The sequence below is a fragment of the Sphingomonas sp. HMP9 genome (assembly GCF_013374115.1).
Classification (GTDB): Bacteria; Pseudomonadota; Alphaproteobacteria; order Sphingomonadales; family Sphingomonadaceae; genus Sphingomonas.
In genome coordinates this window covers 40909-63573 of the sequence record NZ_AP022673.1, presented here as the reverse complement: position 1 = coordinate 63573, position 22665 = coordinate 40909, and the positions used below count along the sequence as shown (strand labels likewise).

Here is a 22665-nt window from a genome sequence, read left to right as displayed (position 1 = left end):
TATGTCGGGATCAGTTGTGCGACTGCGAATAATAGGATTGCAGGGGCCGTACTTCAAGGCTGTGCGTGGAAAGCTTGGCGATCGCCTTCGCCGCCTCGAGTGAAGCGGGCGCCGTCGTAAAGTACGGAATACGCTGGCCGAGCGCCGACGCGCGGATCGGTTGCGAGTCCTGCAAGCTCTGCCACCCTTCGGTCGTGTTGAAGATCAGCGCGATATCGCCGTCCTTGATCCGGTCGACGATATGCGGCCGTCCCTGCGCGACCTTGTTGACCTTCTCCACCGCAAGACCCGCACGCGCGAGGTGATCCGCGGTACCCCCGGTCGCGACGATCTTGAAGCCGGTGTCGATCAACGCCTTCACGGCCTCGACGATCATCGCCTTGTCGCCGTCCTTCACGCTGACGAACACATTGCCCTTGGTCGGCAGGATCGTCCCCGCGCCGAGCTGCGCTTTGGCAAACGCGATCGTGAAATCGGGATCGATTCCCATGACTTCGCCGGTAGACTTCATTTCCGGCGACAACACTGGGTCGACGCCAGCGAACTTGTTGAAGGGGAACACCGCCTCCTTCACCGCATAATAAGGGATATGCCGGTCGATCGGCGGCAGGTCCTTCAGCTTCTCACCCGCCATCACGCGCGCGGCGATCTTGGCGATGGGTGCGCCGATCGCCTTGGCGACGAACGGCACGGTGCGCGACGCACGCGGGTTCACCTCGATGAGGTAGACCAGGCCGTCCTTCACCGCGAACTGGATGTTCATCAGCCCCACGACCGACAGCGCATGCGCCAGCAGGACCGTCTGACGTTCGATCTCGGCGATGATCTCCGCCGACAGCGAGTAAGGCGGGATCGAGCACGCAGAGTCACCCGAATGGACGCCCGCTTCCTCGATATGCTGCAACACGCCCGCGACCACCACATCTGTCCCGTCGCAGATCGCATCGACATCGACCTCGATCGCATCGCGCAGATACTGGTCGATCAGCACCGGGGAATCGCCCGACACCTGCACCGCGGTCGCGATATAATGTTCGAGCTGCCCCAGCGTATCGACGATCTCCATCGCCCGCCCGCCCAGCACGTAGGACGGCCGCATCAGCACCGGATAGCCGATCCGCTCCGCCGCCGCGACCGCCTCGTCCCGGCTCCGCGCAAGGCCATTGGCCGGCTGCAACAGCCCCAGCTTGGTGATCAGCGCCGCGAACCGCTCGCGGTCCTCCGCCAGATCGATCGCATCCGGGGTCGTCCCGAGGATCGGAATCCCCGCCGCCTCCAGCGAGCGCGCGAGGTTCAGCGGCGTCTGCCCGCCGAACTGCACGACCACGCCCACCAGCGTCCCGTTCTGCTGCTCGACATGCAGGATCTCCAGCACGTCCTCGGCAGTCAGCGGCTCGAAATACAGCCGGTCGCTGGTGTCGTAATCGGTCGACACGGTCTCCGGGTTGCAGTTGACCATGATCGTCTCATAACCCGCATCCGCCAGCGCGAAGCACGCATGGCAGCAGCAATAATCGAACTCGATCCCCTGCCCGATCCGGTTCGGCCCGCCGCCGAGGATGACGATCTTCTTCCGGTCGGTCGGCTCGGACTCGTTCTCGGGCTCGCCGAAGCTCGGCGCCTCATAGGTCGAATACATATACGGCGTCTTCGCATCGAATTCCGCCGCGCAGGTGTCGATCCGCTTGAACACCGGCCGCACGCCCAGCTTCACGCGGTGCGCGCGCACCTCGTCCTCGGTCACGCCGCCGGTCATCGCCTTGACCACCTCGTGGATCAGCCCCGACCCGCGCGCAATCCCGCGGTTCATCCCGCGCAGGTTCGCCGATTGCAGCGCCAGCCACGCGAGCCTTTTGTCGCTGAACCCCATGCTCTTCAGCCGCCGCATGCCGGTCGCGTCGATCGGCAGGCCGTCCTTCATCACCTCGGCCTCGGCCGCGATGATCTCGGCGATTCGCTCCAGGAACCACGGATCATACTTGGCGATCGCATGCACCTCAGCGACCGTGAAGCCCTCGCGCAAAGCCTGCGCCGCCACCAGCAACCGGTCCGGCGTCGCCATCGCCAGCGCCGCCTCGATCTCCGCCCGCGGCGCACCGACCAGATGATCGACCTGGTTGAAGCCGCTCAGCCCCGTCTCGAGCCCGCGCAACGCCTTCTGCATGGACTCGTGGATGTTACGCCCGATCGCCATAACCTCGCCGACCGACTTCATCGCCGTGCCGAGCGTGCTCGACGCGCCCTTGAACTTCTCGAACGCGAACCGCGGAATCTTCGTCACGACATAATCGATCGTCGGCTCGAACGCGGCCGGCGTGGCGCCCGTAATATCGTTCTCGATCTCGTCGAGCGTGTACCCAACCGCCAGCTTCGCCGCGACCTTGGCGATCGGGAAGCCGGTCGCCTTCGACGCCAGCGCCGACGAGCGCGACACGCGCGGGTTCATCTCGATGACGATCAGCCGGCCGTCCTTCGGATTCACCGCGAACTGCACGTTGGACCCACCTGTTTCGACCCCGATTTCGCGCAACACCGCGATCGATGCGTTGCGCATGATCTGGTATTCCTTGTCGGTCAGCGTCAGCGCCGGCGCGACCGTGATCGAGTCGCCGGTATGAACGCCCATCGGATCGACATTCTCGATCGAACAGATGATGATCGCGTTGTCCTTGCGGTCGCGCACCACCTCCATCTCATATTCTTTCCAGCCGAGCAGCGATTCCTCGATCAGCACTTCGGTGGTCGGCGACAGGTCGAGCCCGTTGCGGACGATCGCGATGAACTCCTCGCGGTTGTAGGCGATGCCGCCGCCCGAACCGCCCATCGTGAAGCTCGGCCGGATGATCGACGGAAGCCCCGTCTTCTCAAGCCCTTCCAAGGCTTCTTCAAGATTATGTGCGATCGCTGAGCGCGCGCTTTCCAGCCCGATCCGGTCCATCGCATCGCGGAACTTCAGCCGGTCCTCGGCCATGTCGATCGCATCGGCATCGGCCCCGATCATCGTCACGCCGAACTTCTCCAGCGTACCGTCATGGAACAGCGCGAGCGCGGTATTGAGCGCGGTCTGCCCCCCCATCGTCGGCAGGATCGCGTCCGGCCGCTCCTTCTCGATGATCTTGGCGACGATGGCCGGCGTGATCGGCTCGACATAGGTCGCGTCGGCCAGCTCGGGATCGGTCATGATCGTGGCGGGGTTCGAATTGACGAGGACGATGCGATAGCCCTCCTCCTTCAACGCCTTGATCGCCTGCGTGCCCGAATAATCGAACTCGCACGCCTGACCGATGACGATGGGTCCTGCGCCGATGACGAGGATCGAGGAGATGTCGGTGCGTTTTGGCATTATATGTGGTCCAAATCGATGCCGCAGTGATTTTTCACAAAGGCCTTAATTGTATCGACAAGTAGAGCAGCCGCGGTAGCTTTTGCATTAGATCCCAGCGCTTTCGCGGCATCCTCTACAGCCATAATGACGCCAACCTTGATCTGAATCGCTTTGAGCTGAAAGGCGCTCCAAAGCTGCTGAGCAGCAGAGATGCCGAATGTAATCCGGCTTCGCTCCAACTCGTTTAATTCAAAGTCATTCGCGCCCCGGATGCTCTCAGCAACGGAAGCTAGCTGATCAACTATATCAATATATTCAGGCAGGTTGTGATCAAAACTAACCAACCTGTCAGAAGCCGGGGCCGATTGCTCTTGTATCTCGGTGGGCGGGTACGCCGCTGACGACGTCAATGCCTGCTCTGGCCTCTCCATTCGGAAAATCGAAACACCGCTTTCTTCAAGACGCTCTGCTTCTCGCATGCCCGCGGCTTTCAACCGCAAGGGCTGACTTCGTTCGTCGCCAAAAACGCCCTTGCCGTAGATATACCCCCTATTTCCGAAATCATTAACGACTTGATGCACCCAACCTTCACGCCATTGAAGGGGGTACAAATCAAGTATCTCGCCAGAGCTTATTGTCTCATTCGGGCGCGAATGTGATTCGTTATAAATCGCAACGAGCAGCTCGTTTTCAAAATCGGAAAACTTCACTTCCCTTGACCTAACGACCTCACGAACCGCTCGAACAGATACAGACTGTCCTGCGGCCCGGGGCTCGCCTCCGGGTGATACTGAACGCTGAACGCCGGCTTGTCGGTCAGTTCCAGCCCCGCATTCGACCCGTCGAACAGCGACACATGCGTCTCGCGGACGTTCTCCGGCAGGCTCCCGCGCTCGACGGCAAAGCCGTGGTTCATGCTGGTGATCTCGACCACACCATCGGCGAGGCGCTTGACCGGGTGGTTGGCGCCGCGGTGGCCCTGGAACATCTTGGTCGTGGTCGCGCCGACCGCGAGGCCGAGCAACTGGTGGCCCAGACAAATGCCGAACAGCGGCTTGCCCGTCTCGAGCAGCTGGCGGATCACCGGCACGGCATAGTCGCCGGTCGCGGCGGGATCGCCCGGGCCGTTCGACAGGAAGATGCCGTCGGGGGCGAGCGCCATCACCTCGTCATAGGTGGCGGTGGCCGGCACGACCGACACCTTCGCCCCGGCGGCAACGAGGTTGCGGAAGATGTTGCGCTTCGAGCCGTAATCGATCGCGACGACATGCGGGCGCGACTTCTGCTCCCCTCCCGCATCGCGGGAGGGGTCGGGGGAGGGCATGGCCTCAGGCGGGGTCGGCGCTGATTGGTCAGCCCCTCCCCCGACCCCTCCCGCAAGCGGGAGGGGAGCAGAAGCACCGCCCTCCGCCTGCGAGCTATCCCCATAGCCGAAGCCGAGCTTCCACGTGCCGCCCGGTGTCTTGTCACCCCAGCCATAATGCATCGCGGTCGACACATCCCTGGCGAGGTCCATCCCCTCAAGCCCCGGCCAGCCCTGCGCCATCGCCAGCAGCGCGGCCACGTCGAACTCGCCATTCGCCGCATGCGCGATCACCCCATTTGGCGCCCCCGCAACCCGGATCCGGCGCGTCAGCGCGCGCGTGTCGATCCCCGACAGGCCGATCCGCGCATGCCGCTTCATCCAGCCATCGAGTCCCTCGACGGCGCGGAAGCTCGACGGCTCGGTCACGTCCTCGCGGACGATGATGCCGAGCGCGTGCGGATCGTCCGCCTCGATATCGTCGGGGTTCGCGCCGACATTGCCGATGTGCGGAAACGTGAAGCAGATCATCTGCCCGGCGAAGGACGGATCGGTCAGCACTTCCTGATAGCCGGTCATCGCGGTGTGGAAGCACACTTCGCCGACCGCATGGCCCTCCGCGCCGAACCCGCGACCCCAGATCACGTCGCCATTGGCGAGGACGAGCACGCCGGTGGCGCCGGCAGGCTTTGCCGAAGACATGGGTGTAGGCTGGGCGTCGGCCATCAGGCTGGGCACTCTCTTTACGTTGACGATGTCGCTAAGTGGTGTCCGCTAAGGCCGGCGTGCCGCAGCGTCAATCTGTTAAACGGGCGGCGGACGCGCTATCCCGTCGGGCTATCCCGAACCGCCTGAAAGACCAGTACATGATTCGCGACGACATCAAGGCTGCGCAGCTGACCGCCATGAAGGCCGGCGACAAGACGAGCCGCAACGCTATCTCGTTGATCCAGGCCGCGATCAAGAACCGCGACATCGAAGCGCGCACCGGCAAGGCCCCCGAGAGCGACGACGCGCTGGTCGTCGAGGTGCTCCAGAAGATGGTCAAGCAGCGCCGCGAGTCGATCGAAATGTTTTCGAACGGCGGCCGCCAGGAACTCGCCGACGCCGAGGCCGCCGAGGTCGCGGTGATCGAACGCTTCCTGCCTGCACAGATGAACGAGGCGGAGACGACCGCGGCGATCCTCAAGATCAAGGACGAGCTCGGCGCGACCGGCATGAAGGACATGGGCCGCGTGATGGCAGAGCTTAAGGCACGCCACGCCAGCGAGCTCGACATGAGCAAGGCGAGCGGGCTGGTGAAGGCCGCGCTGGCGTAAATTCTACTCCCCTCCCACCTGCGGGAGGGGTCGGGGAGGGCAGAGCCACAAAGGAACCGGAGCCTTGGAACAACGCACCCGCATCCGAGCTCTGCGCACCAACCCCACCCGCGCCGAAAGCGCGCTCTGGCAACATCTCGCCGCGCGCCGCACGTCGGGCGTCAGGTTCAACCGCCAGGTCCCGATCGGCCCGTTCATCTGCGACTTCGTAGCGCGCGGGCCACGGCTCGTGGTAGAGGTCGACGGTGGTCAGCATGACTGGCAATCCGACGACGATGCGCGCCGGACGCGTTTCATCGAACAACAAGGCTATCGCGTGATCCGGTTCTGGAACGACGACGTGCTGGAGAGGATCGAAGGCGTGGTTGCCGAGATCGTACGCGTGCTCGCGGAACGCCCCTCCCCTAACCCCTCCCGCAAGCGGAAGGGGGACAGGGTTGCGCCCGCCGCAAGCGATGCCCTTCTACTCCCCTCCCGCCGGCGGGAGGGGGCGGGGGAGGGCAGCGCCGCACAAACGCCCCCAGCAAAAGCCACCCCATGGCCCTAACCCCACAATTCCTCGACGAGCTGCGCGGCCGCACATCTCTGTCGGCGCTCGTCGGCAAGACCACCAAGCTCACCAAGGCCGGTCGCGAGCACAAGGGCTGCTGCCCGTTCCATAACGAGAAGACGCCGTCGTTCTACGTTAATGACGACAAGGGCTTCTACCACTGCTTCGGCTGCTCGGCGCATGGCGACGCGATCAAGTGGATGACCGACCAGCGCGGCCTGCCGTTCATGGATGCGGTCAAGGAACTCGCCCAGGCCGCCGGGATGGACATGCCCGCGATGGACCGCCAGTCCGCCGCCAAGGCCGAACGCGCCAAGGGCCTGCACGAGGTCATGTCCGACGCGGCCGACTGGTTCACCGAACAGCTCAACGGCCTGCCCGGCTCCGACGCCCGCGCCCTTCTCGACCGCCGCGGGATCACGCCAGAGACCGCCCGCGCGTTCGGCATGGGGTTCGCCCCCGACAGCCGCGGGAAACTCAAGGCCGCGCTCAAGACGTACGGCGACCCGATGCTGATCGAATCCGGCATGCTCATCAACGTCGAGGGCAAGGACCCGTACGACCGGTTCCGCGGTCGGCTGATGATCCCGATCCGCGACCCGCGCGGCCGGACGATCGCGTTCGGCGGGCGCGTGCTCGACGGTGGCGAGCCGAAGTATCTCAATTCCCCGGATACCCCGCTCTTCGACAAGGGCCGCACGCTCTACAATCTGGACAAGGCCGCCCCCGCCTCGCGCAAGTCCGGTCGCGTCCTTGTCGTCGAGGGATACATGGACGTCATCGCGCTAGCCCAGGCAGGGTTCGGCGAAGCGGTCGCCCCGCTCGGCACCGCGCTCACCGAAGCGCAGCTCGAACGCCTGTGGCGGATGGTCGACGTCCCTCTCCTCTGCTTCGACGGCGACAGCGCAGGCCAGAAGGCGGCGCTCAGGGCAGCGCACCGCGCGCTCCCGCTGCTCGCCCCCGGCCGCAGCCTCGCCTTCGTCACGCTCCCGCAAGGCCAGGACCCCGACGACCTCGTGCGCGCCGGCGGCCCCGCCGCGTTCGAGACACTGCTCAAGACCCCCGAACCGCTCGTCGAGCGCCTCTGGGCGTCCGAAGTCGCCGCCGAGGCACTCGACACCCCCGAACAGCGCGCCGGCCTCAAGCGCCGCCTCCACGAGCTTGCCGAGGGCATCGCCGACGCCTCGGTGAAGCAGGAATACCAGTCCGAGTTCAAGGATCGCTTCTACAAGCACTTCAAACCCGTCCGCGCGCCGTTCGTCCCACGGGGAGAACGCCCGAAAGGCGGCTGGAAGCCCCCCCTCGCTCCCGTCACCGAGGATGCCAAAGCGTTTCTCGCGACAGGAATCGACCGCGTGCTGGCGAAGGCGGTACTCGCCGGTCTGATCCGCCATCCCGTTGAGATCGCGCGGCACATGGAGGTGCTCGGCCCCCTGCAACTCATCGACGGCGCGCTCGGCCGATTGTTCGAAGCCGTCGTGGATGTTGCACTTGAGGACCAGAAGCTTGATAGCGGGCGACTTCTCACCATATTGGCGAGGTCCGGTTTCAATTCAGTCGCGAGTGACCTGTTGAGAGCCGATACGATGCCCTACTCGTTCACGCAGACCACGGCCGATCCAGCCCGCGTCCGCGCCGACCTAGACGAGGCGATCGCGATCATGGTCGCACGCCCGGAAGTCGATGCGGCGTTGAAACAGGCGACCGCGGCGATGCAGACGCACTTCACCGAAAGCGCGTTCGAACGACAAGTGGCTATGGTAAGAGAGAAACAGGCGTTGGAAGTCCGACTTGCAAATCTTGTACAGTCGAACGAAGACGCCCGAGCGTTGGGTACCGAGGGCGATTGATGGCTAAGGCGAACATGGCGGAACCCGCCGAGACGAACGAATCCGGCGATGCGCCGCTGATCGACATGAACGATGCGTCGATCAAGAAGGTCATCGCGCGCGCCAAGAAGCGTGGCTACATCACCTATGAGCAGCTGAACGAAGCGCTGCCGCAGGGCGAGATGTCGTCCGACCAGATCGAGGACATCAGCGCCGCGCTGAGCGAGATGGGCATCAACATCGTCGAGAACGACGAAGCCGGCGAGGACGGCGAGACCGAGCCCGCCAAGGACGACGAGGACGAGCCGGAGGCCGCCGACGCGGATGCCGACACAGGCCCCGCGATCGAGAAGAAGAAAGAGACGATCGATCGCACCGACGATCCGGTCCGCATGTATCTGCGCGAGATGGGCGCGGTCGAGCTGCTCAGCCGCGAGGGCGAGATCGCCATCGCCAAGCGCATCGAAGCCGGCCGCGACACGATGATCCTGGGCCTGTGCGAATCGCCGATCACCTTCAACGCGATCATCGACTGGTCGACCGCGCTCAACGAGGGCACGATGCAGCTGCGCGAGATCATGGATCTCGACGCGATGCTGTCGAAGGACCCAGCCCCCGAGGCGATGACCGAGGACGGCGAAGCGGACGACGGCGAGATCAGCGAAAAGAACGCCGGCCCCTCGTTCAAGGAAGAGGCCGAGCCCGAAGAGCCGTCCGTCGACGAGGACGAGGACGGCGAGCGCCGCACGCCCCGCGCCTCGGACGACGAGGAGGAGGACAACACCCTCAGCCTCGCGCAGATGGAAGAGCAGCTGAAGCCGATCGCGCTCGAGCGCTTCGCCAGCATCACCGCGCTCTACAAGAAGTTCAGCAAGATCCAGCAAGCCCGCGTCGACGCGATGGGCATCGGCGGCGAGTTCTCGGCCGCCGACGAGCGCAAGTACCAGAAGCTGCGCGAGGAACTCACGGCCGAGGTCGAGAGCGTCCAGTTCCACAACGCCAAGATCGAATATCTCGTCGATCAGCTCTATGCCTATAACCGTCGCCTGACCGCGCTGGGCGGCCAGATGCTGCGCCTCGCCGAGCGCCACAAGGTGCCGCGCAAGGACTTCCTCGATCGCTATATCGGTCACGAGATCGACGAGAACTGGCTGGCGACGGTCAACAAGGTCGACAAGAAGTGGACCGCGTTCGTCGCCAACGAGAGCGAGGCGGTCGAGCGCATCCGCGCCGAGATCGCCGACATCACGCAGCAGACCGGCATGGCGCTCACCGAGTTCCGCCGGATCGTCAACATGGTCCAGAAGGGCGAGCGCGAGGCGCGTATCGCCAAGAAGGAGATGGTCGAGGCGAACCTGCGTCTCGTGATCTCGATCGCCAAGAAATACACGAACCGCGGCCTGCAGTTCCTGGATCTCATCCAGGAGGGCAATATCGGCCTGATGAAGGCGGTCGACAAGTTCGAGTATCGCCGCGGCTACAAGTTCAGCACCTATGCGACGTGGTGGATCCGCCAGGCGATCACGCGCTCGATCGCCGACCAGGCCCGCACGATCCGCATCCCGGTCCACATGATCGAGACGATCAACAAGCTGGTCCGCACCAGCCGCCAGTTCCTCCACGAGCAGGGCCGCGAGCCGACCCCGGAGGAGATGGCCGAACGCCTCTCCATGCCGCTCGAGAAGGTGCGGAAAGTGATGAAGATCGCCAAGGAGCCGATCAGCCTCGAAACGCCGATCGGCGACGAGGAGGATTCGCACCTCGGCGACTTCATCGAGGACAAGAACGCGATCATCCCCGTCGATGCTGCGATCCAGGCGAACCTCAAGGAAACGGTGACGCGCGTGCTGGCGTCGCTCACCCCGCGTGAAGAACGCGTGCTGCGCATGCGCTTCGGCATCGGCATGAACACCGATCACACGCTCGAGGAAGTCGGCCAGCAATTCTCGGTGACCCGCGAGCGCATCCGCCAGATCGAGGCGAAGGCGCTGCGGAAGCTGAAGCATCCGTCGCGTAGCCGGAAGATGCGGAGTTTCCTCGACCAGTAAGGGTTGCGGAATTTCTGATCGAACGAACGGGCCGCGGTGGAAACACCGCGGCCTTTTTCGTTATCGTATTAGTGTCAATGCGAGAAAGCATTGGTTCCCATTTCCTCCGAACAACGACGAGTCGGCGTTCATAAGAATCCATGCCCCCCTGTTCTCCCGCGAAGGCGGGAGCCCAGTCTGGATCCCCGCCTTCGCGGGGAAACAAGTCTTATTTCTTCGATAGGGGCAGGAGCCGAAAGCATCCACACCAGCTTGCGTGAGGATAAAGCAACCCGCGGCTCGCCAGCAATTTCTCAGAGCTTAGTTAGGCAGTGCTGACGGCGACGATGATAGCTTTTCTGGCGACTGTGACACGTCATGCAGGGATGGAGAACCACGCGCGACAGTGCAGGTCGCGCAAGGCGTGTCATAGTCGCCTGCGGGGCGGACCGGGCATACGGGGTAAACCGCGCTCACTCCTGCCTGCATTGCCCTCTCGCAAATCTTTATCAAAATTAGGTCGTAGTCAATTATGAGTTACCGTTTGTTGAGCTCAGCAGGTACTCTGCGCCCGCAAGCATGCCGGTAAGATATGGCATGGCAATATTGGCAATGTTATCTGGCGTCTTAAACAGTATTGCCTGCCCTTGATGCGTCTCGGGCGGGGCGCAATAGTCGCCATGCCGTTCGTTGTGAGCGACGCTGACCAGTGCGAATTTGTGCTCAACCGTCTTTGTGTATGCTACCGGAGGTGAGCCATTCTCGCTCACCGAAAGACGATGGAAAGTGGCACCACCTGCCAACACGAAGGCGCGTCCAACTAGCGAGTTATCGTCCTTAGAGACGAAATCGATACGCTTTCCAGAATTGGTCGCAGTAGGTTTCAAGCCATGCTCATCAGCATTTCTTGCAAAATGGAGATATCTTAGCAATGGGTCTTTCTTTCTCTCATTCTTTATAAGATCAAACCAACTCTTTGACCTCGTATCCCCATTCGCGCCTTGTTCAAGTTTACTGTAAATACGGGATGTAGCTAGCAAGAAGTCCGCCCAAGCGTCGCAGGTTTGTTCGAAGGAAGACGATAGCTTAAGGCGGTCGGCAGAAACTTGGCACTTTCTGAGACTGACGCAAGCCTGTTCGTAAGCAACCCCTTTCATACACGCTATCTCCTTGAACTCAGCTTTGGACTTCTAATCCTGCTTTGTTACCAGCCCGAGCGAGGATATCCACCCTCACCTCGTACGAAGGGCTAACACAGCGGTCCCGACGCCAGAATAGATATCATTTGTTTTCGAGTGCTTACGGGGATTTTAACCGTTCCCCTCGGCTCCACCGATGGAGTCTTCTGGTGCGACACTTGCGGTTTAATCCGACCCAGACTTTGTCTAAAGCCCAGCCATGCCCCGCCTGATCCTGTTCAACAAACCCTACGACGTCCTCAGCCAGTTCACCGACGCGGGCTCCCCCACCCCGCGCGCGACGCTGTCGCAGTTCGTCGACGTGGCGCACGTCTATCCGGCGGGGCGGCTGGATCGGGACAGCGAGGGGCTGTTGCTGCTGACCGACGACGGTCGCCTCCAGGCGCGGATCGCGGACCCGCAGTTCAAGCTGCCCAAAACCTATCTCGTGCAGGTCGAGGGCGAGCCCGACCCGGCCGCGCTCGACCGGTTGCGCCAGGGCGTCGTGCTGAAGGACGGCCCCACCCGCCCCGCCGACGTCGCGCGGATCGACCCGCCGGACCTCTGGCCGCGCGTGCCGCCCATCCGCGTCCGCGCGAGCATCCCCGATTGCTGGCTGCGCATCACGATCCGCGAAGGCCGCAACCGCCAGGTCCGCCGCATGACCGCGGCGATCGGCCACCCGACGCTGCGGCTGGTCCGCTGGAGCATCGGCGAGTGGACGGTGGCCGATCTGGCACCCGGAACGTGGCGCGACGCCTGACGGGCGGTCGCGGCGCGCTGACGGCGGCGTGCGAGCCAGTCGAAGCGCGTACACCCCCTGGCTACCCACCCCGGCCGGGCAGCGTTGGCGATTGCGGGCGTGACGCCGCCCTCCCCACGCCGTCATCCTGACGAAAGTCAGGACCCAGGGTCACGGACGCTGCACCCTGTGGCTCTAGGTCCTGACGTGCGTCAGGTGACGGGAGAAGAGGGTGTTCACGCGAAGGCGCCAAGGCGCGAAGAAACGTGGCCGGCTTGGCGGCCGCCCCTGCTGGCTTCTCTTCGCGCCTTAGCGCCTTCGCGTGAATCCACGCTCGGCGCTGCGCTGCATCCTCAACGGACGAGGATTCCTCTGAACTCGTTTGTTTCACCGCGAAGGCGGGGACCCAGACTGGACTCCCGCCTTCGCGGGAGAACAAGGACGCGACCGTGATTGCGGTGGACAGCGCTTACGGGTCCGATCGGGATAAGCGCCCCCGAAAGGGAAGGAGCACAGACCACCGCCGCCGCTGTCAGAAGCGCTAAACGCTGTCCTACACGTCGCGCCGGGCGCACCGTCGCCGAATGCCCGCACCGACCACCCTGTCTTCGACGCCGCTCCCACATGCTCGCGCCACCAGCGCGTCGAAAACGCTCACGTGCGTCTATACTTTCTATACTTCACTTTTGGAGCATACCCGCGAGACCCGAATAAACCGCGCCGTTCCAACGACATCGCTCCCCCGGCCCGTCTCCGCTCCGCGCACGACGAAAAAGGGCGCGGGGACAATCGCCCCCGCGCCCTTTTCCAAACTCAACCCGGAAAACCGGGCCGCGCGATTACTCGGCGGCGGAAGTGCCCTTGGCGGGGCGCATGTCGCGACGCTCGGCGATACGCGCTGCCTTGCCGGTGCGGCCACGCAAGTAATACAGCTTGGCGCGACGCACGGCGCCCTTGCGGACGACTTCGATCGAATCGACGTTGGGCGAGTAGAGCGGGAAGACGCGCTCGACGCCCTCGCCGAAGCTCATCTTCCGCACGGTGAAGTTCGAGCCCATGCCCTTGTTCGAGCGCGCGATGCACACGCCCTCATAGTTCTGAATACGCGTGCGCTCGCCTTCGACGACCTTCACGCCGACCTTCAGCGTATCGCCGGGGCGGAAATCGGGGATCGTCTTGTTGGCCAGGAACTTCGCGATGTTCTCGGCTTCGATCGTCTGCAACAGGTTCATAGTCAGTCCTCGTGTCGCTGCGCGCCAGAGGGCGACTGGACCCGAACGCCCTCATGGCGTTCCCAAAGGTCCGGTCGCCGTGACCGTGTATCGATCTCCGCGCGGCGTTTGCGCCATGCGTCGATCTTCGCGTGATCCCCCGATCGCAGCACCTGCGGGATCGCGCGCCCTTCCCATATCTGAGGTCGGGTATAGTGCGGATATTCGAGGAGCCCCGTTTCGAAGCTCTCGTCATCCCCACTAGAAGCCGCGCCCATTACGCCGGGCAGCAGGCGAATGCAAGCATCGAGCAGCACCAGCGCCCCCATCTCGCCCCCCGACAGGATATAGTCGCCGATCGAAACCTCCTCGATATCACGCGCCTCGAACAGCCGCTCGTCGAACCCCTCGAACCGCCCGCACAGGATGGTGACGCCGGGCCCCTGCGCGAGCTCACGGACGCGCTCCTGCGTCAATGGCCTTCCCCGCGGCGTCATCGCCAGCACGGGGCGGCCATCGGCCACGCTGTCCACCGCCGCCGCGACGACGTCTGCCCGCAACACCATCCCCGCACCGCCCCCCGCCGGCGTATGGTCGACGGAGCGATGCTTGTCGGTCGCAAAGTCGCGGATCTGCACCGGCTGGCACGACCACCGCCCCTCCCCCAGCGCCCGCCCCGCCAGCGACGTCCCCAGCGGCCCGGGAAACATCTCCGGATACAGCGTCAATATCGTGGCAGCGAAAGTCACAGCGTCCAATTCTCTATGCGAAGGCCCCGAGGATCCTGGGGGTCTGGGGTTCTGGGGTTCTGGGGTTCTGGGGCGTTCTCGACGCCTATACGCATCGGCACGGCGGAACAATTGCGGCGGTGGAACGCTCGCGAGCCATGGACGATTGCATCATCATCGGCGCCGGCCCGGCGGGCCTCACTGCGGCGATCTATCTCGCGCGGTTCCACCTCTCGATCCGGCTGTTCGACTGCGGCAGCAGCCGCGCGGCGCTCATCCCGTGCACGCACAATCATGCCGGCTATCCCGAGGGGATCCGCGGCACCGACCTGCTCGCGCGAATGCTGGCGCAGGCCGAGAATTACGGCGCGGTCCGCGAAGGCGCCCGCGTCGATTCGATCGCGGTGGACGACGACGGCTTCACCGTGCGGATCGGCGATCGGCAGGCGCGAGCCCGCAGCGTCCTGCTCGCGACCGGCGTCGTCAACAACCGCCCCAGGATGCCCGACCAGATCCACGACGAGGCGCTGGAGGCTGGCCTGCTCCGCTACTGCCCGATCTGCGACGGCTACGAAGTCACCGATAAGCGCGTCGGCATCATCGGCACCGGCGACCACGGCATGCGCGAGGCGCTGTTCCTCCGCGGCTATACAAAGGACGTGACGCTGATCGCCCCCGAAGGCGGCCACGAACTTGACCCGAAATGCGAGGCGGCGCTCGACGAAGCCGGCATCGTCCGCGTCGGCGGCCCCTGCGGCAACTATGCGATCGAGGGCGACACGCTGGCGCTGGACACGGTCGACGGCCGGATGGCGTTCGACAGCGTCTATCCCGCGTTAGGCTCGGTGATCCGCTCGGAACTCGCCGTCGCGGCCGGTGCGCGCGCGTCCGAGGATGGGTGCCTGGAGGTCGACGACCATCAGCGGACGTCGATCCCCGGCCTGTTCGCAGCGGGCGACGTGGTGAAGGGACTGGATCAGATCAGCCACGCGATGGGCGAAGCGGGTGTTGCTGCCACAACAATCCGCAACATGCTTGCTGAGCAGCGGCCGTTGCGACGGTAGTCATCACCAGGAAAGACTGTTCTCCCGCAGAGGCGGGAGAACAAGGATGCGGTAGTTAACGCTAGTTATTCTGCTGCGAACGACGCTTCCACGACGAGGCGTTCCGCATCCCACTCGGGCACGGCTTCGACCCGCATTGGTACCATGAAGCGCTTGCCCGGCCTGTCATCGACGGCAGCGCGCTCGATCTCGATCACGTCGCCGGCACCGAAATTATCGATCGCCACGACACGACCGATCTTCTCGCCAACCGTCGACACGACGTCGAGCCCGATGACATCGGTATGATAATATTCGCCGTCTTCCAGGGGCGGCAACGACGCGCGCGGCACGGTCAGTTCGGTCCCGCGCATCGCTTCCGCGGCGTTCCGATCAGCGACCTCGGCAAAGCGTGCGATCATGCCATTGTTGCCGCTGCGCGCGGACTTCAGCGACAAGGCGCCGTTGTTGAAGCTCTTATAGCTCCCGAAATTCTCGGCGAAGACCTTCAGCCGCACTTCGCCACCGATGCCGTGCGCACCGATGACGACGGCGAGCGTGACGTCAGCCTTGCGGGGACCCTTCGTCGCGACCGGGGGAGTCGTCGGATCCTTCGGCGGGGTCTTCGGCGGAGACGCCTGTGTTGGTGGCATCTTCGATGTCCTCGGGTGCGGGGGCTGTGCGGGGGTCGGATTCGGGGGCCATCATGCGCTCCTGTTCGGGGTTACCGATAAGGAACGCATGAACGGCCGTTCGGGTGCGGGGTGCATCCGAGGGTGGAGCAGACGCTCAGGTCCACTCCTCATCGTCATCCTTGGCCCAACCCAGGATCCAGAGCGAAACACCGCTTTCGCCCGTGGCTCTGGATCTTAGTTTTCGCTGGGATGACGGGAAGACAGACGGATCGACTCAATCGGAACCGATCCATCCGCCGTCTTACGAAGCGGCTTCTTCGGTCTCGGCAGCGGCAGGTGCTTCTGCCTCGACAGCGGGTGCCGCCTTTGCAGCCGCTTCGGCCTCGGCAGCTTCAGCCGCCTTGGTCGCACGCTCATCAGCGCGCTCGGTGGCCTTCTCGCCGGGCTTGCCCTTGTTCGGGTTGTTGCGCGCCGAACGCTCGAGCACGCCAGCCTGGTCGAGGAAGCGTGCGACGCGGTCGGTCGGCTGTGCGCCGACGCTCAGCCAATGCTTTGCGCGATCGGCGTCGAGCTGAACGCGCTGCTCATTGTCCTTGGCGAGGAGCGGGTTGTAGTTGCCGATCTTCTCGATGAAGCGGCCATCACGCGGCGAACGCGCATCGGCGACGACGATCTTGTAATACGGACGCTTCTTGGAGCCACCGCGCGCAAGGCGAATGTTGATTGCCATGATATTTTCCTTCGTTTTCTAATAGATTCTCCGGCGCGAGCCGAAGTGTCGTGGTTGGATAAAAGGTTATTTCTTCTTCAGAAAATCATCGAAACCGGCCGGCATCTGCGGCATCTTGGGGCCACCAAGCCCCGGGAGACCGCCGCCGCTAGCGCCCGGCAAGCCACCGGCGCCGGCCTTGTTAAGCATATCGCCCATCTGCGGTCCGCCGATCGCATTGCCGATGCCGCCAAGACCGTCGCCCATGCCGCCCTTGCCGAGCATCGCCATCATGCCCTTCATGCCGCCCATCTTCTTGATCTTCTTCATGGCGGTCGACATTTCGAGGTGCATCTTGAGCAGCTTGTTGACCTCCTGCACGGTGGTGCCGGAGCCCTTGGCAATGCGGATCTTGCGCTTGGCGTTGATCAGCTCGGGCTTGTTGCGCTCCTTGATCGTCATCGATCCGATCATCGCGTCCATATGGACGAGGACCTTCTCGCCGCCGACCGAGGCGACCGCGCCCTGCGCCTTCTTCATGCCGGGAATCATCCCCGCCAGCGCGCCGAGCCCGCCCATCCGCTGCATCTGCGCCAGCTGGGCGCGCAGGTCGTTCATGTCGAACTGACCCTTGGCCATCTTGGCGGCCATCCGCTCGGCGTCTTCGACCTGGATCGACTCCGCCGCGCGTTCGACCAGGCTGACGACGTCGCCCATGCCGAGGATCCGGCCGGCGACGCGCTCGGGGTGGAACGCCTCGAGCGCATCGAGCTTCTCGCCGGTGCCCGCAAACTTGATCGGCTTGCCGGTGACCGCACGCATCGACAGCGCAGCGCCCCCACGTGCGTCCCCGTCCATCCGGGTCAGCACGATGCCGGTCAGCGGCACCTGGTCGGAGAAATTCTGCGCGACGTTGACCGCGTCCTGGCCGGTCAGCGAGTCGACGACGAGCAGGATCTCGGCCGGGTTCGCGACGTCGGCGACCGCCTTCATCTCGTCCATCAGCGCCTGGTCGACATGGAGTCGACCCGCGGTGTCGAGCATCAGGACGTCATAGCCCTGCAGCTTGGCCGCCTGCATCGCGCGCCGCGCGATATCGACCGGCTGCTGTCCCTGCACGATCGGCAGAGTCGCGACGTCGATCTGCGTGCCGAGCGTCGCGAGCTGTTCCTGCGCGTTCGGGCGATTGACGTCGAGCGACGCCATCAGGACCTTTTTGCGCTCGCGACTGCCTTGGCCAAAATTGGCCTGCCCCGCCGCGAGCCGCTTGGCGATCTTCGCGGTGGTCGTCGTCTTGCCCGAGCCCTGAAGCCCGACCATCATGATCACTGCGGGCGGGGTAACCCCCAGCTCAAGCTCGGAGGCTTCCGAACCGAGCATCTCGACCAGCGCGTCGCTGACGATCTTGACGACCTGCTGCCCCGGCGTGACCGAGCGCAGGACGTTCTGGCCGATCGCCTTCTCGGTCGCCTTATCGACGAACTCGCGCGCCACCGGCAGCGCAACGTCGGCCTCGAGCAGCGCAACGCGCACCTCGCGCATCGCCGCGCGCACGTCCGCTTCGGTCAGCGCACCCCGGCCGCGAAGGCGGTCGAAGACTCCGCCAAGTCGATCGCTCAGGCTTTCGAACATCGAAATACTCCCAATTACCGTCACAAAACGCAAAAGCGCCGGCGGGCGAAACCTCGCCGGCCAGCGTGCATCCTTGGATGCTCGTCATATGCGCCCCGTAACGGAACGTGGGCTGCCACCTACTGGAATGTGCTTCGAGATGCAAGCTGGCTCGCGGACTGAACTACGACACGACGCCTGTTTGCTCTTGTGGCTCAATCCAGGCTCATCCCGCGCAACCAAGCGCACCTGCGCCTCGCCCCGTCCCGCCTATACCGCTTCTTAACCTATCCTACACGTGTCGCATGCCACACCACCGACCAGGCAAGAGACCGAACAGGCCAACCCCATGACCGTAAAGTCGGCGGCGACACGTTCGCTCCGCAACATCAGTCGGGAATTCATGACCGGCGCCGTCACGGGCGCCGCACTGCTTCTTTTCGTCGCCACCGCCGGCATTGCCGTCATCAAGGCGTTGGCACACTGGCACGGCAACGATACGGCGATCGATCACGCCCTGATCGCGGCGCTGCTGTTGAGCGCGGCGCTGATCCTGTTCGGCTGGTTCCGGTACCGCGCGTTATCGGAAGAGTTGAGCGACGTCACCGACGCCGGCCGCCATGCGCACGCGCTCGCCCAGCGCGATCCGCTCACCGGCTTCCTCAATCGCCGCAGCTTGTCCGAAGACGGCGCAGCTTTGTTCGCCAGCGCCCGCCGTCGCGGGAAGGCGATGGCCATGCTGACGATCGACATCGATCATTTCAAGAGCGTCAACGACCTGCACGGCTATGCGGTCGGCGACCTGCTGCTCGGTCATGTCGCGGAGACGGTCGCGGCAGTCGCACCCGGTACCAGCCTGCTCGCGCGACTGGGTGCGGACGAATTCGCGTGCACGTTCGTCTTCGACTCCGCGCACAAGAACGTTGCCGACCGGATCGCCGAGCGCTTGGTCGCCGGCCTTGCGGTACCGTTCCGCACCAACGGCGTCGATATTCACAGCAGCGTCTCGATCGGCATCGCCCGGTCCGATCGCGACTGCGCGTCGATCGACGCCTTGTTGCGCAACGCCGACATCGCGCTCCACGCGGCCAAGACCGCCGGACGCAGTCGTCATGCATGGTTCGACGCATCGATGGAGCGATCGCTGCAACTGCGCGGCGAACTCGAAGCGGGTCTCCGAACCGCGATCCCGGCGCAGGAGGTCGTTCCGTACTTCGAGCAGCAGGTCGACCTGACCACCGGCCTCATCACCGGATTCGAGGTCCTTGCGCGCTGGGAACACCCGACGCGGGGGACGATCGCACCGGACGTGTTCATTCCGATCGCGGAGGAAACCGGACTGATCGGCGACCTCTCGCTGTCGATCATGCGCCAGGCGTTCGCCGCCGCGCGCGACTGGGACGCCGGGCTCGTCTTGTCCGTCAACGTCTCGCCGCTGCAGCTGCGCGATGCGTGGCTCGCGCAGAAGATCATCAAGACCTTGGTCGAGACGGGCTTCCCCGCCAGCCGGCTGGAGATCGAGATCACCGAGAGCGCGCTGTTCGACAACCTCCCGCTCGCGCAGTCGATCGTCGGCAGCCTGAAGAACCAGGGCATCCGCCTCGCGCTCGACGATTTCGGGACCGGCTATTCGAGCTTGGCGCACCTGAGGGCGCTGCCGTTCGACCGGATCAAGATCGACAAGAGCTTCGTCTCGTCGATCCTCGACAAAGCGGAGAGCATGGCAATCGTGAATACGATCGTGCGCCTGGGGGACAGCCTCAATCTGCCGACGACCGCGGAGGGGATCGAGAACGCCGCGATCGAGGACCGCCTGCGCGGCACGGGATGTGTGAAGGGCCAGGGGTATCTGTACGGGCGACCGCTGGGCGTGGCGCAGGTCCGGCAATTGCTGGCGGAGAAGCGATTGCTGGCGCAGCGGCCCGATCGCGACGTGCCACCGCCTCGCGGAATTGCGCCTCGGCTGGCGGGCTAACGTCCACGCACACAACGCCACCCCGGCGAAGGCCGGGGTAAGTACGGCGATTGAGCCCCCCCCAAAAAAACCATGTTCTCCCGCGAACGCGGGAGCCCAGGACCAAACAGCGCTCCGGTTGGCACCGTGGGCTCCTGCGTTGGCAGGAGAACACGGCGTCGAGCACACCCCCTGCAACACCAAGCGTGGACTTCCCCCTCAGCCCCCCCTAAATCGCGCCGCATGCCATCTGCCCCGCAGCCAGAGGTCATCAGCCTCGGCTGCCGCCTCAACATCGCCGAAAGCGAGACCATCCGCGCGCTCGTCGCCGGTCGGGAGATGGTCGTGGTCAACAGTTGCGCGGTTACCAATGCGGCGGTGAAGGCAACGCGGGTCGCGATCCGCCGCGCCAAACGCGACCGGCCCGACGCACAGATCGTCGTCACCGGATGCGCTGCACAGATCGACCCGGCGAGCTTTGCGGCCATGCCCGAAGTCGATCGCGTCGTCGGCAATGCGGACAAGCTCACGTTGCAGGCCTGGCAGACCGAAGCCCCAGTCGTCGTCTCCGACATCATGCAGGTCCGCGAGACCGCACCCCATCTCGCAGCCAGCTTCTCCGCGCACGCGCGCGCCTTCGTCGAAGTTCAGAACGGCTGCGACCACCGCTGCACCTTCTGCGCGATCCCGTTCGGCCGCGGCCCGAGCCGCTCGGTCCCCGCCGGCGCGGTCGTCGACCGGATCGCCGACCTCGCCGACGCCGGCCACCGCGAGATCGTCCTCACCGGTGTCGACCTTACGAGCTATGGCCCCGACCTCCCCGGCGCCCCCACGCTCGGCCACCTCGTCGAGCGCATCCTGCATCACGTCCCGAAGCTCGACCGCCTGCGCCTCTCGTCGCTCGACGGCATTGAGATCGACGATCGCCTCTTCGCGTTGCTGACCACGCAGGAGCGGATCATGCCGCACGTCCACCTGTCGTTGCAGGCCGGCGACGACATGATCCTCAAGCGGATGAAGCGCCGCCACTCCCGCGCCGACAGCGTCGCACTGGTCGACCGCCTCAAGACCGCGCGGCCCGACATGGCGATCGGCGCGGACCTGATCGCCGGCTTCCCGACCGAGGACGCGGCGATGTTCGCCAACACGCTCGCGCTGATCGACGACTGCCACATCGTCCATCCGCACATCTTCCCCTATTCGCCGCGCGCCGGCACACCCGCCGCGCGGATGCCGCAGGTCGAACCCGACGTCCGTCGCCACCGCGCCGCGCTTCTTCGCCAGGCCGGCGAACTGGCGCGCGCGACATGGCTCCGAACGCTGGTCGGGAGTCGTCAGGACGTCCTGGTCGAACGCCCTGGCGACCGCGGCCATATCGGCAATTTCGCAGAAGTCCTGCTGGACGAACCGGCCATAGCCGGCGACATCGTCCGCATCACGATCACCGGCGCCGACGGCAACCGTCTCAGCGCAACACGAGAACCATCATGAGCACCACCCCAACCTGGCACGACAAGCTGATCGGCGGCTTCAAGCGTACCTCCGACCGGCTCGTCGGCAACCTTGCGGGCCTCGGCGGCGCGCGGCTCGACGATTCGACGCTCGACGGCATCGAGGAAGCACTGATCGCCTCCGACCTTGGTCCCGAGACCGCCGGCCGCATCCGCCGCCGCCTCGCCGATGGCAGCTTCGAGCGCAACATGGAGGAACTCGGCATCCGCGTGATCGTCGCGGAGGAGGTCGAGAAGGTGCTCGCCACGGTCGCCAAGCCGATCGAGATCGACGCCTTCCCGCGGCCTCAGGTGATCCTCGTCATCGGCGTCAACGGCTCGGGCAAGACGACGACGATCGCCAAGCTCGCGCATCTGCTTATGGAGCAGGATTACGGCGTGATGCTGGCCGCGGGCGACACGTTCCGGGCCGCCGCGATCGGCCAGTTGCGCACCTGGGCCGAGCGAGTCGGCGTGCCGATCGTGACCGGTCCCGAGGGCGGCGACGCCGCTGGCGTGGTGTGGGATGCGGTCAAGAAGGCGACCGAAACTGGCATCGACGTGCTGATCGTCGACACCGCCGGCCGCCTCCAGAACAAGCGCGAGCTGATGGACGAGCTGGCCAAGATCCGCCGCGTGCTCGGCCGCATCAACCCGGAAAGCCCGCACGACATCGTCCTGGTGCTCGACGCCACCACCGGCCAGAACGCGCTCCAGCAGATCGAGGTCTTCAAGGAAGTCGCGGGAGTCACCGGCCTCGTGATGACCAAGCTCGACGGTACCGCGCGCGGCGGCGTGCTGGTCGCGGCGGCCGAGAAATACGGCCTGCCCATCCACGCGATCGGCATCGGCGAGGGCATGACCGACCTGCGGCCGTTCGACGCGAACGAGGTGAGCCGGATCATCGCCGGCGTCGAGAGCGTCCGGAAGTAACGCGACTCATTTTGCCGTGCCCCTCTTTTTCCGTTCGTCCTGAGCGTAGTCGAAGGACCGGCCCGTTTGTGGCATGTC

18 protein-coding genes are annotated in these 22665 nt (G+C 64.7%); 9 read left to right on the top strand and 9 right to left on the bottom strand.

The features are described 5' to 3' along the window. Nucleotides 1-10: 10 nt before the first annotated feature. From carB to HMP09_RS00295, 3 genes are read right to left on the bottom strand one after another with little or no spacing between them, the layout of a single operon-like run. Nucleotides 11-3343, bottom strand: coding sequence for a carbamoyl-phosphate synthase large subunit (gene carB, locus HMP09_RS00305; RefSeq protein WP_176498693.1), 3333 nt, complete (start codon nt 3341-3343; stop codon nt 11-13). Then, entirely contained in the window at nt 3343-4035 is a 693-nt protein-coding gene (locus tag HMP09_RS00300; RefSeq protein WP_176498692.1) for a hypothetical protein, read from the bottom strand. Before HMP09_RS00300 ends, carB begins: the two co-directional genes overlap by 1 nt. Beyond that, nucleotides 4032-5354, bottom strand: a complete 1323-nt coding sequence (locus tag HMP09_RS00295; RefSeq protein WP_176498691.1) for a carbamoyl phosphate synthase small subunit — start codon at nt 5352-5354, stop codon at nt 4032-4034. Before HMP09_RS00295 ends, HMP09_RS00300 begins: the two co-directional genes overlap by 4 nt. Nucleotides 5355-5494: 140 nt before the next feature. Between HMP09_RS00295 and HMP09_RS00290 the strand changes: the two genes are divergently transcribed. The 4 genes from HMP09_RS00290 to rpoD all read left to right on the top strand — a co-directional run bounded on the left by HMP09_RS00290 (nt 5495) and on the right by rpoD (nt 10374). Further along, nucleotides 5495-5947, top strand: a complete 453-nt coding sequence (locus HMP09_RS00290; RefSeq protein ID WP_176498690.1) for a GatB/YqeY domain-containing protein — start codon at nt 5495-5497, stop codon at nt 5945-5947. Nucleotides 5948-6011: 64 nt separating this feature from the next. Beyond that, nucleotides 6012-6494, top strand: coding sequence for an endonuclease domain-containing protein (locus HMP09_RS00285; protein ID WP_176498689.1), 483 nt, complete (start codon nt 6012-6014; stop codon nt 6492-6494). Further along, nucleotides 6485-8347: a DNA primase gene (dnaG, locus tag HMP09_RS00280; protein ID WP_176498688.1), complete on the top strand. Its 1863-nt coding sequence runs from the start codon at nt 6485-6487 to the stop codon at nt 8345-8347. The genes HMP09_RS00285 and dnaG overlap by 10 nt, the downstream gene beginning before the upstream one ends. Beyond that, nucleotides 8347-10374 carry an RNA polymerase sigma factor RpoD gene (rpoD, locus tag HMP09_RS00275; protein ID WP_176498687.1) on the top strand — a complete coding sequence of 676 codons (2028 nt, stop codon included), beginning with the start codon at nt 8347-8349 and terminating at the stop codon, nt 10372-10374. Before dnaG ends, rpoD begins: the two co-directional genes overlap by 1 nt. 509 nt (nt 10375-10883) lie before the next feature. Here the strand turns inward: rpoD and HMP09_RS00270 are convergent. Beyond that, on the bottom strand, nt 10884-11510 hold the full coding sequence (locus HMP09_RS00270) for a hypothetical protein (RefSeq protein WP_176498686.1): 627 nt from the start codon (nt 11508-11510) through the stop codon (nt 10884-10886). A 241-nt stretch (nt 11511-11751) separates the two neighbouring features. On the opposite strand from HMP09_RS00270, the gene HMP09_RS00265 reads away from it, so the two are divergent. Beyond that, nucleotides 11752-12294, top strand: a complete 543-nt coding sequence (locus HMP09_RS00265; protein WP_176498685.1) for a pseudouridine synthase — start codon at nt 11752-11754, stop codon at nt 12292-12294. Nucleotides 12295-13112: 818 nt separating this feature from the next. Here the strand turns inward: HMP09_RS00265 and rplS are convergent. Further along, nucleotides 13113-13505 carry a 50S ribosomal protein L19 gene (rplS, locus tag HMP09_RS00260; RefSeq protein WP_176498684.1) on the bottom strand — a complete coding sequence of 131 codons (393 nt, stop codon included), beginning with the start codon at nt 13503-13505 and terminating at the stop codon, nt 13113-13115. A 2-nt stretch (nt 13506-13507) separates the two neighbouring features. Beyond that, nucleotides 13508-14233 (bottom strand): tRNA (guanosine(37)-N1)-methyltransferase TrmD, encoded by a 726-nt coding sequence (gene trmD, locus HMP09_RS00255; RefSeq protein WP_176498683.1) that lies wholly within the window; start codon nt 14231-14233, stop codon nt 13508-13510. Between the two features lie 137 nt (nt 14234-14370). Here trmD and HMP09_RS00250 point away from each other — a divergent pair, with 137 nt between their 5' ends. Then, nucleotides 14371-15276: an NAD(P)/FAD-dependent oxidoreductase gene (locus HMP09_RS00250; RefSeq protein ID WP_176501481.1), complete on the top strand. Its 906-nt coding sequence runs from the start codon at nt 14371-14373 to the stop codon at nt 15274-15276. A 65-nt stretch (nt 15277-15341) separates the two neighbouring features. On the opposite strand, the gene rimM is transcribed toward HMP09_RS00250, so the two are convergent. The 3 genes from rimM to ffh form a co-directional block, all read right to left on the bottom strand. Then, nucleotides 15342-15908: a ribosome maturation factor RimM gene (rimM, locus tag HMP09_RS00245; protein WP_176498682.1), complete on the bottom strand. Its 567-nt coding sequence runs from the start codon at nt 15906-15908 to the stop codon at nt 15342-15344. A gap of 283 nt (nt 15909-16191) precedes the next feature. Further along, entirely contained in the window at nt 16192-16620 is a 429-nt protein-coding gene (rpsP, locus tag HMP09_RS00240) for a 30S ribosomal protein S16 (RefSeq protein WP_176498681.1), read from the bottom strand. 66 nt (nt 16621-16686) lie between these two features. Further along, nucleotides 16687-18231, bottom strand: coding sequence for a signal recognition particle protein (gene ffh / locus HMP09_RS00235; RefSeq protein ID WP_176498680.1), 1545 nt, complete (start codon nt 18229-18231; stop codon nt 16687-16689). A gap of 328 nt (nt 18232-18559) precedes the next feature. Between ffh and HMP09_RS00230 the strand changes: the two genes are divergently transcribed. The 3 genes from HMP09_RS00230 (at nt 18560) to ftsY (ending at nt 22587) form a co-directional block, all read left to right on the top strand. Beyond that, nucleotides 18560-20185 carry a putative bifunctional diguanylate cyclase/phosphodiesterase gene (locus HMP09_RS00230; protein ID WP_232090484.1) on the top strand — a complete coding sequence of 542 codons (1626 nt, stop codon included), beginning with the start codon at nt 18560-18562 and terminating at the stop codon, nt 20183-20185. A gap of 222 nt (nt 20186-20407) precedes the next feature. Beyond that, nucleotides 20408-21655: a tRNA (N(6)-L-threonylcarbamoyladenosine(37)-C(2))-methylthiotransferase MtaB gene (mtaB, locus tag HMP09_RS00225; RefSeq protein WP_176498679.1), complete on the top strand. Its 1248-nt coding sequence runs from the start codon at nt 20408-20410 to the stop codon at nt 21653-21655. After that, nucleotides 21652-22587: a signal recognition particle-docking protein FtsY gene (gene ftsY, locus HMP09_RS00220; protein ID WP_176498678.1), complete on the top strand. Its 936-nt coding sequence runs from the start codon at nt 21652-21654 to the stop codon at nt 22585-22587. The genes mtaB and ftsY overlap by 4 nt, the downstream gene beginning before the upstream one ends. The last annotated feature ends 78 nt before the right edge of the window (nt 22588-22665 follow it).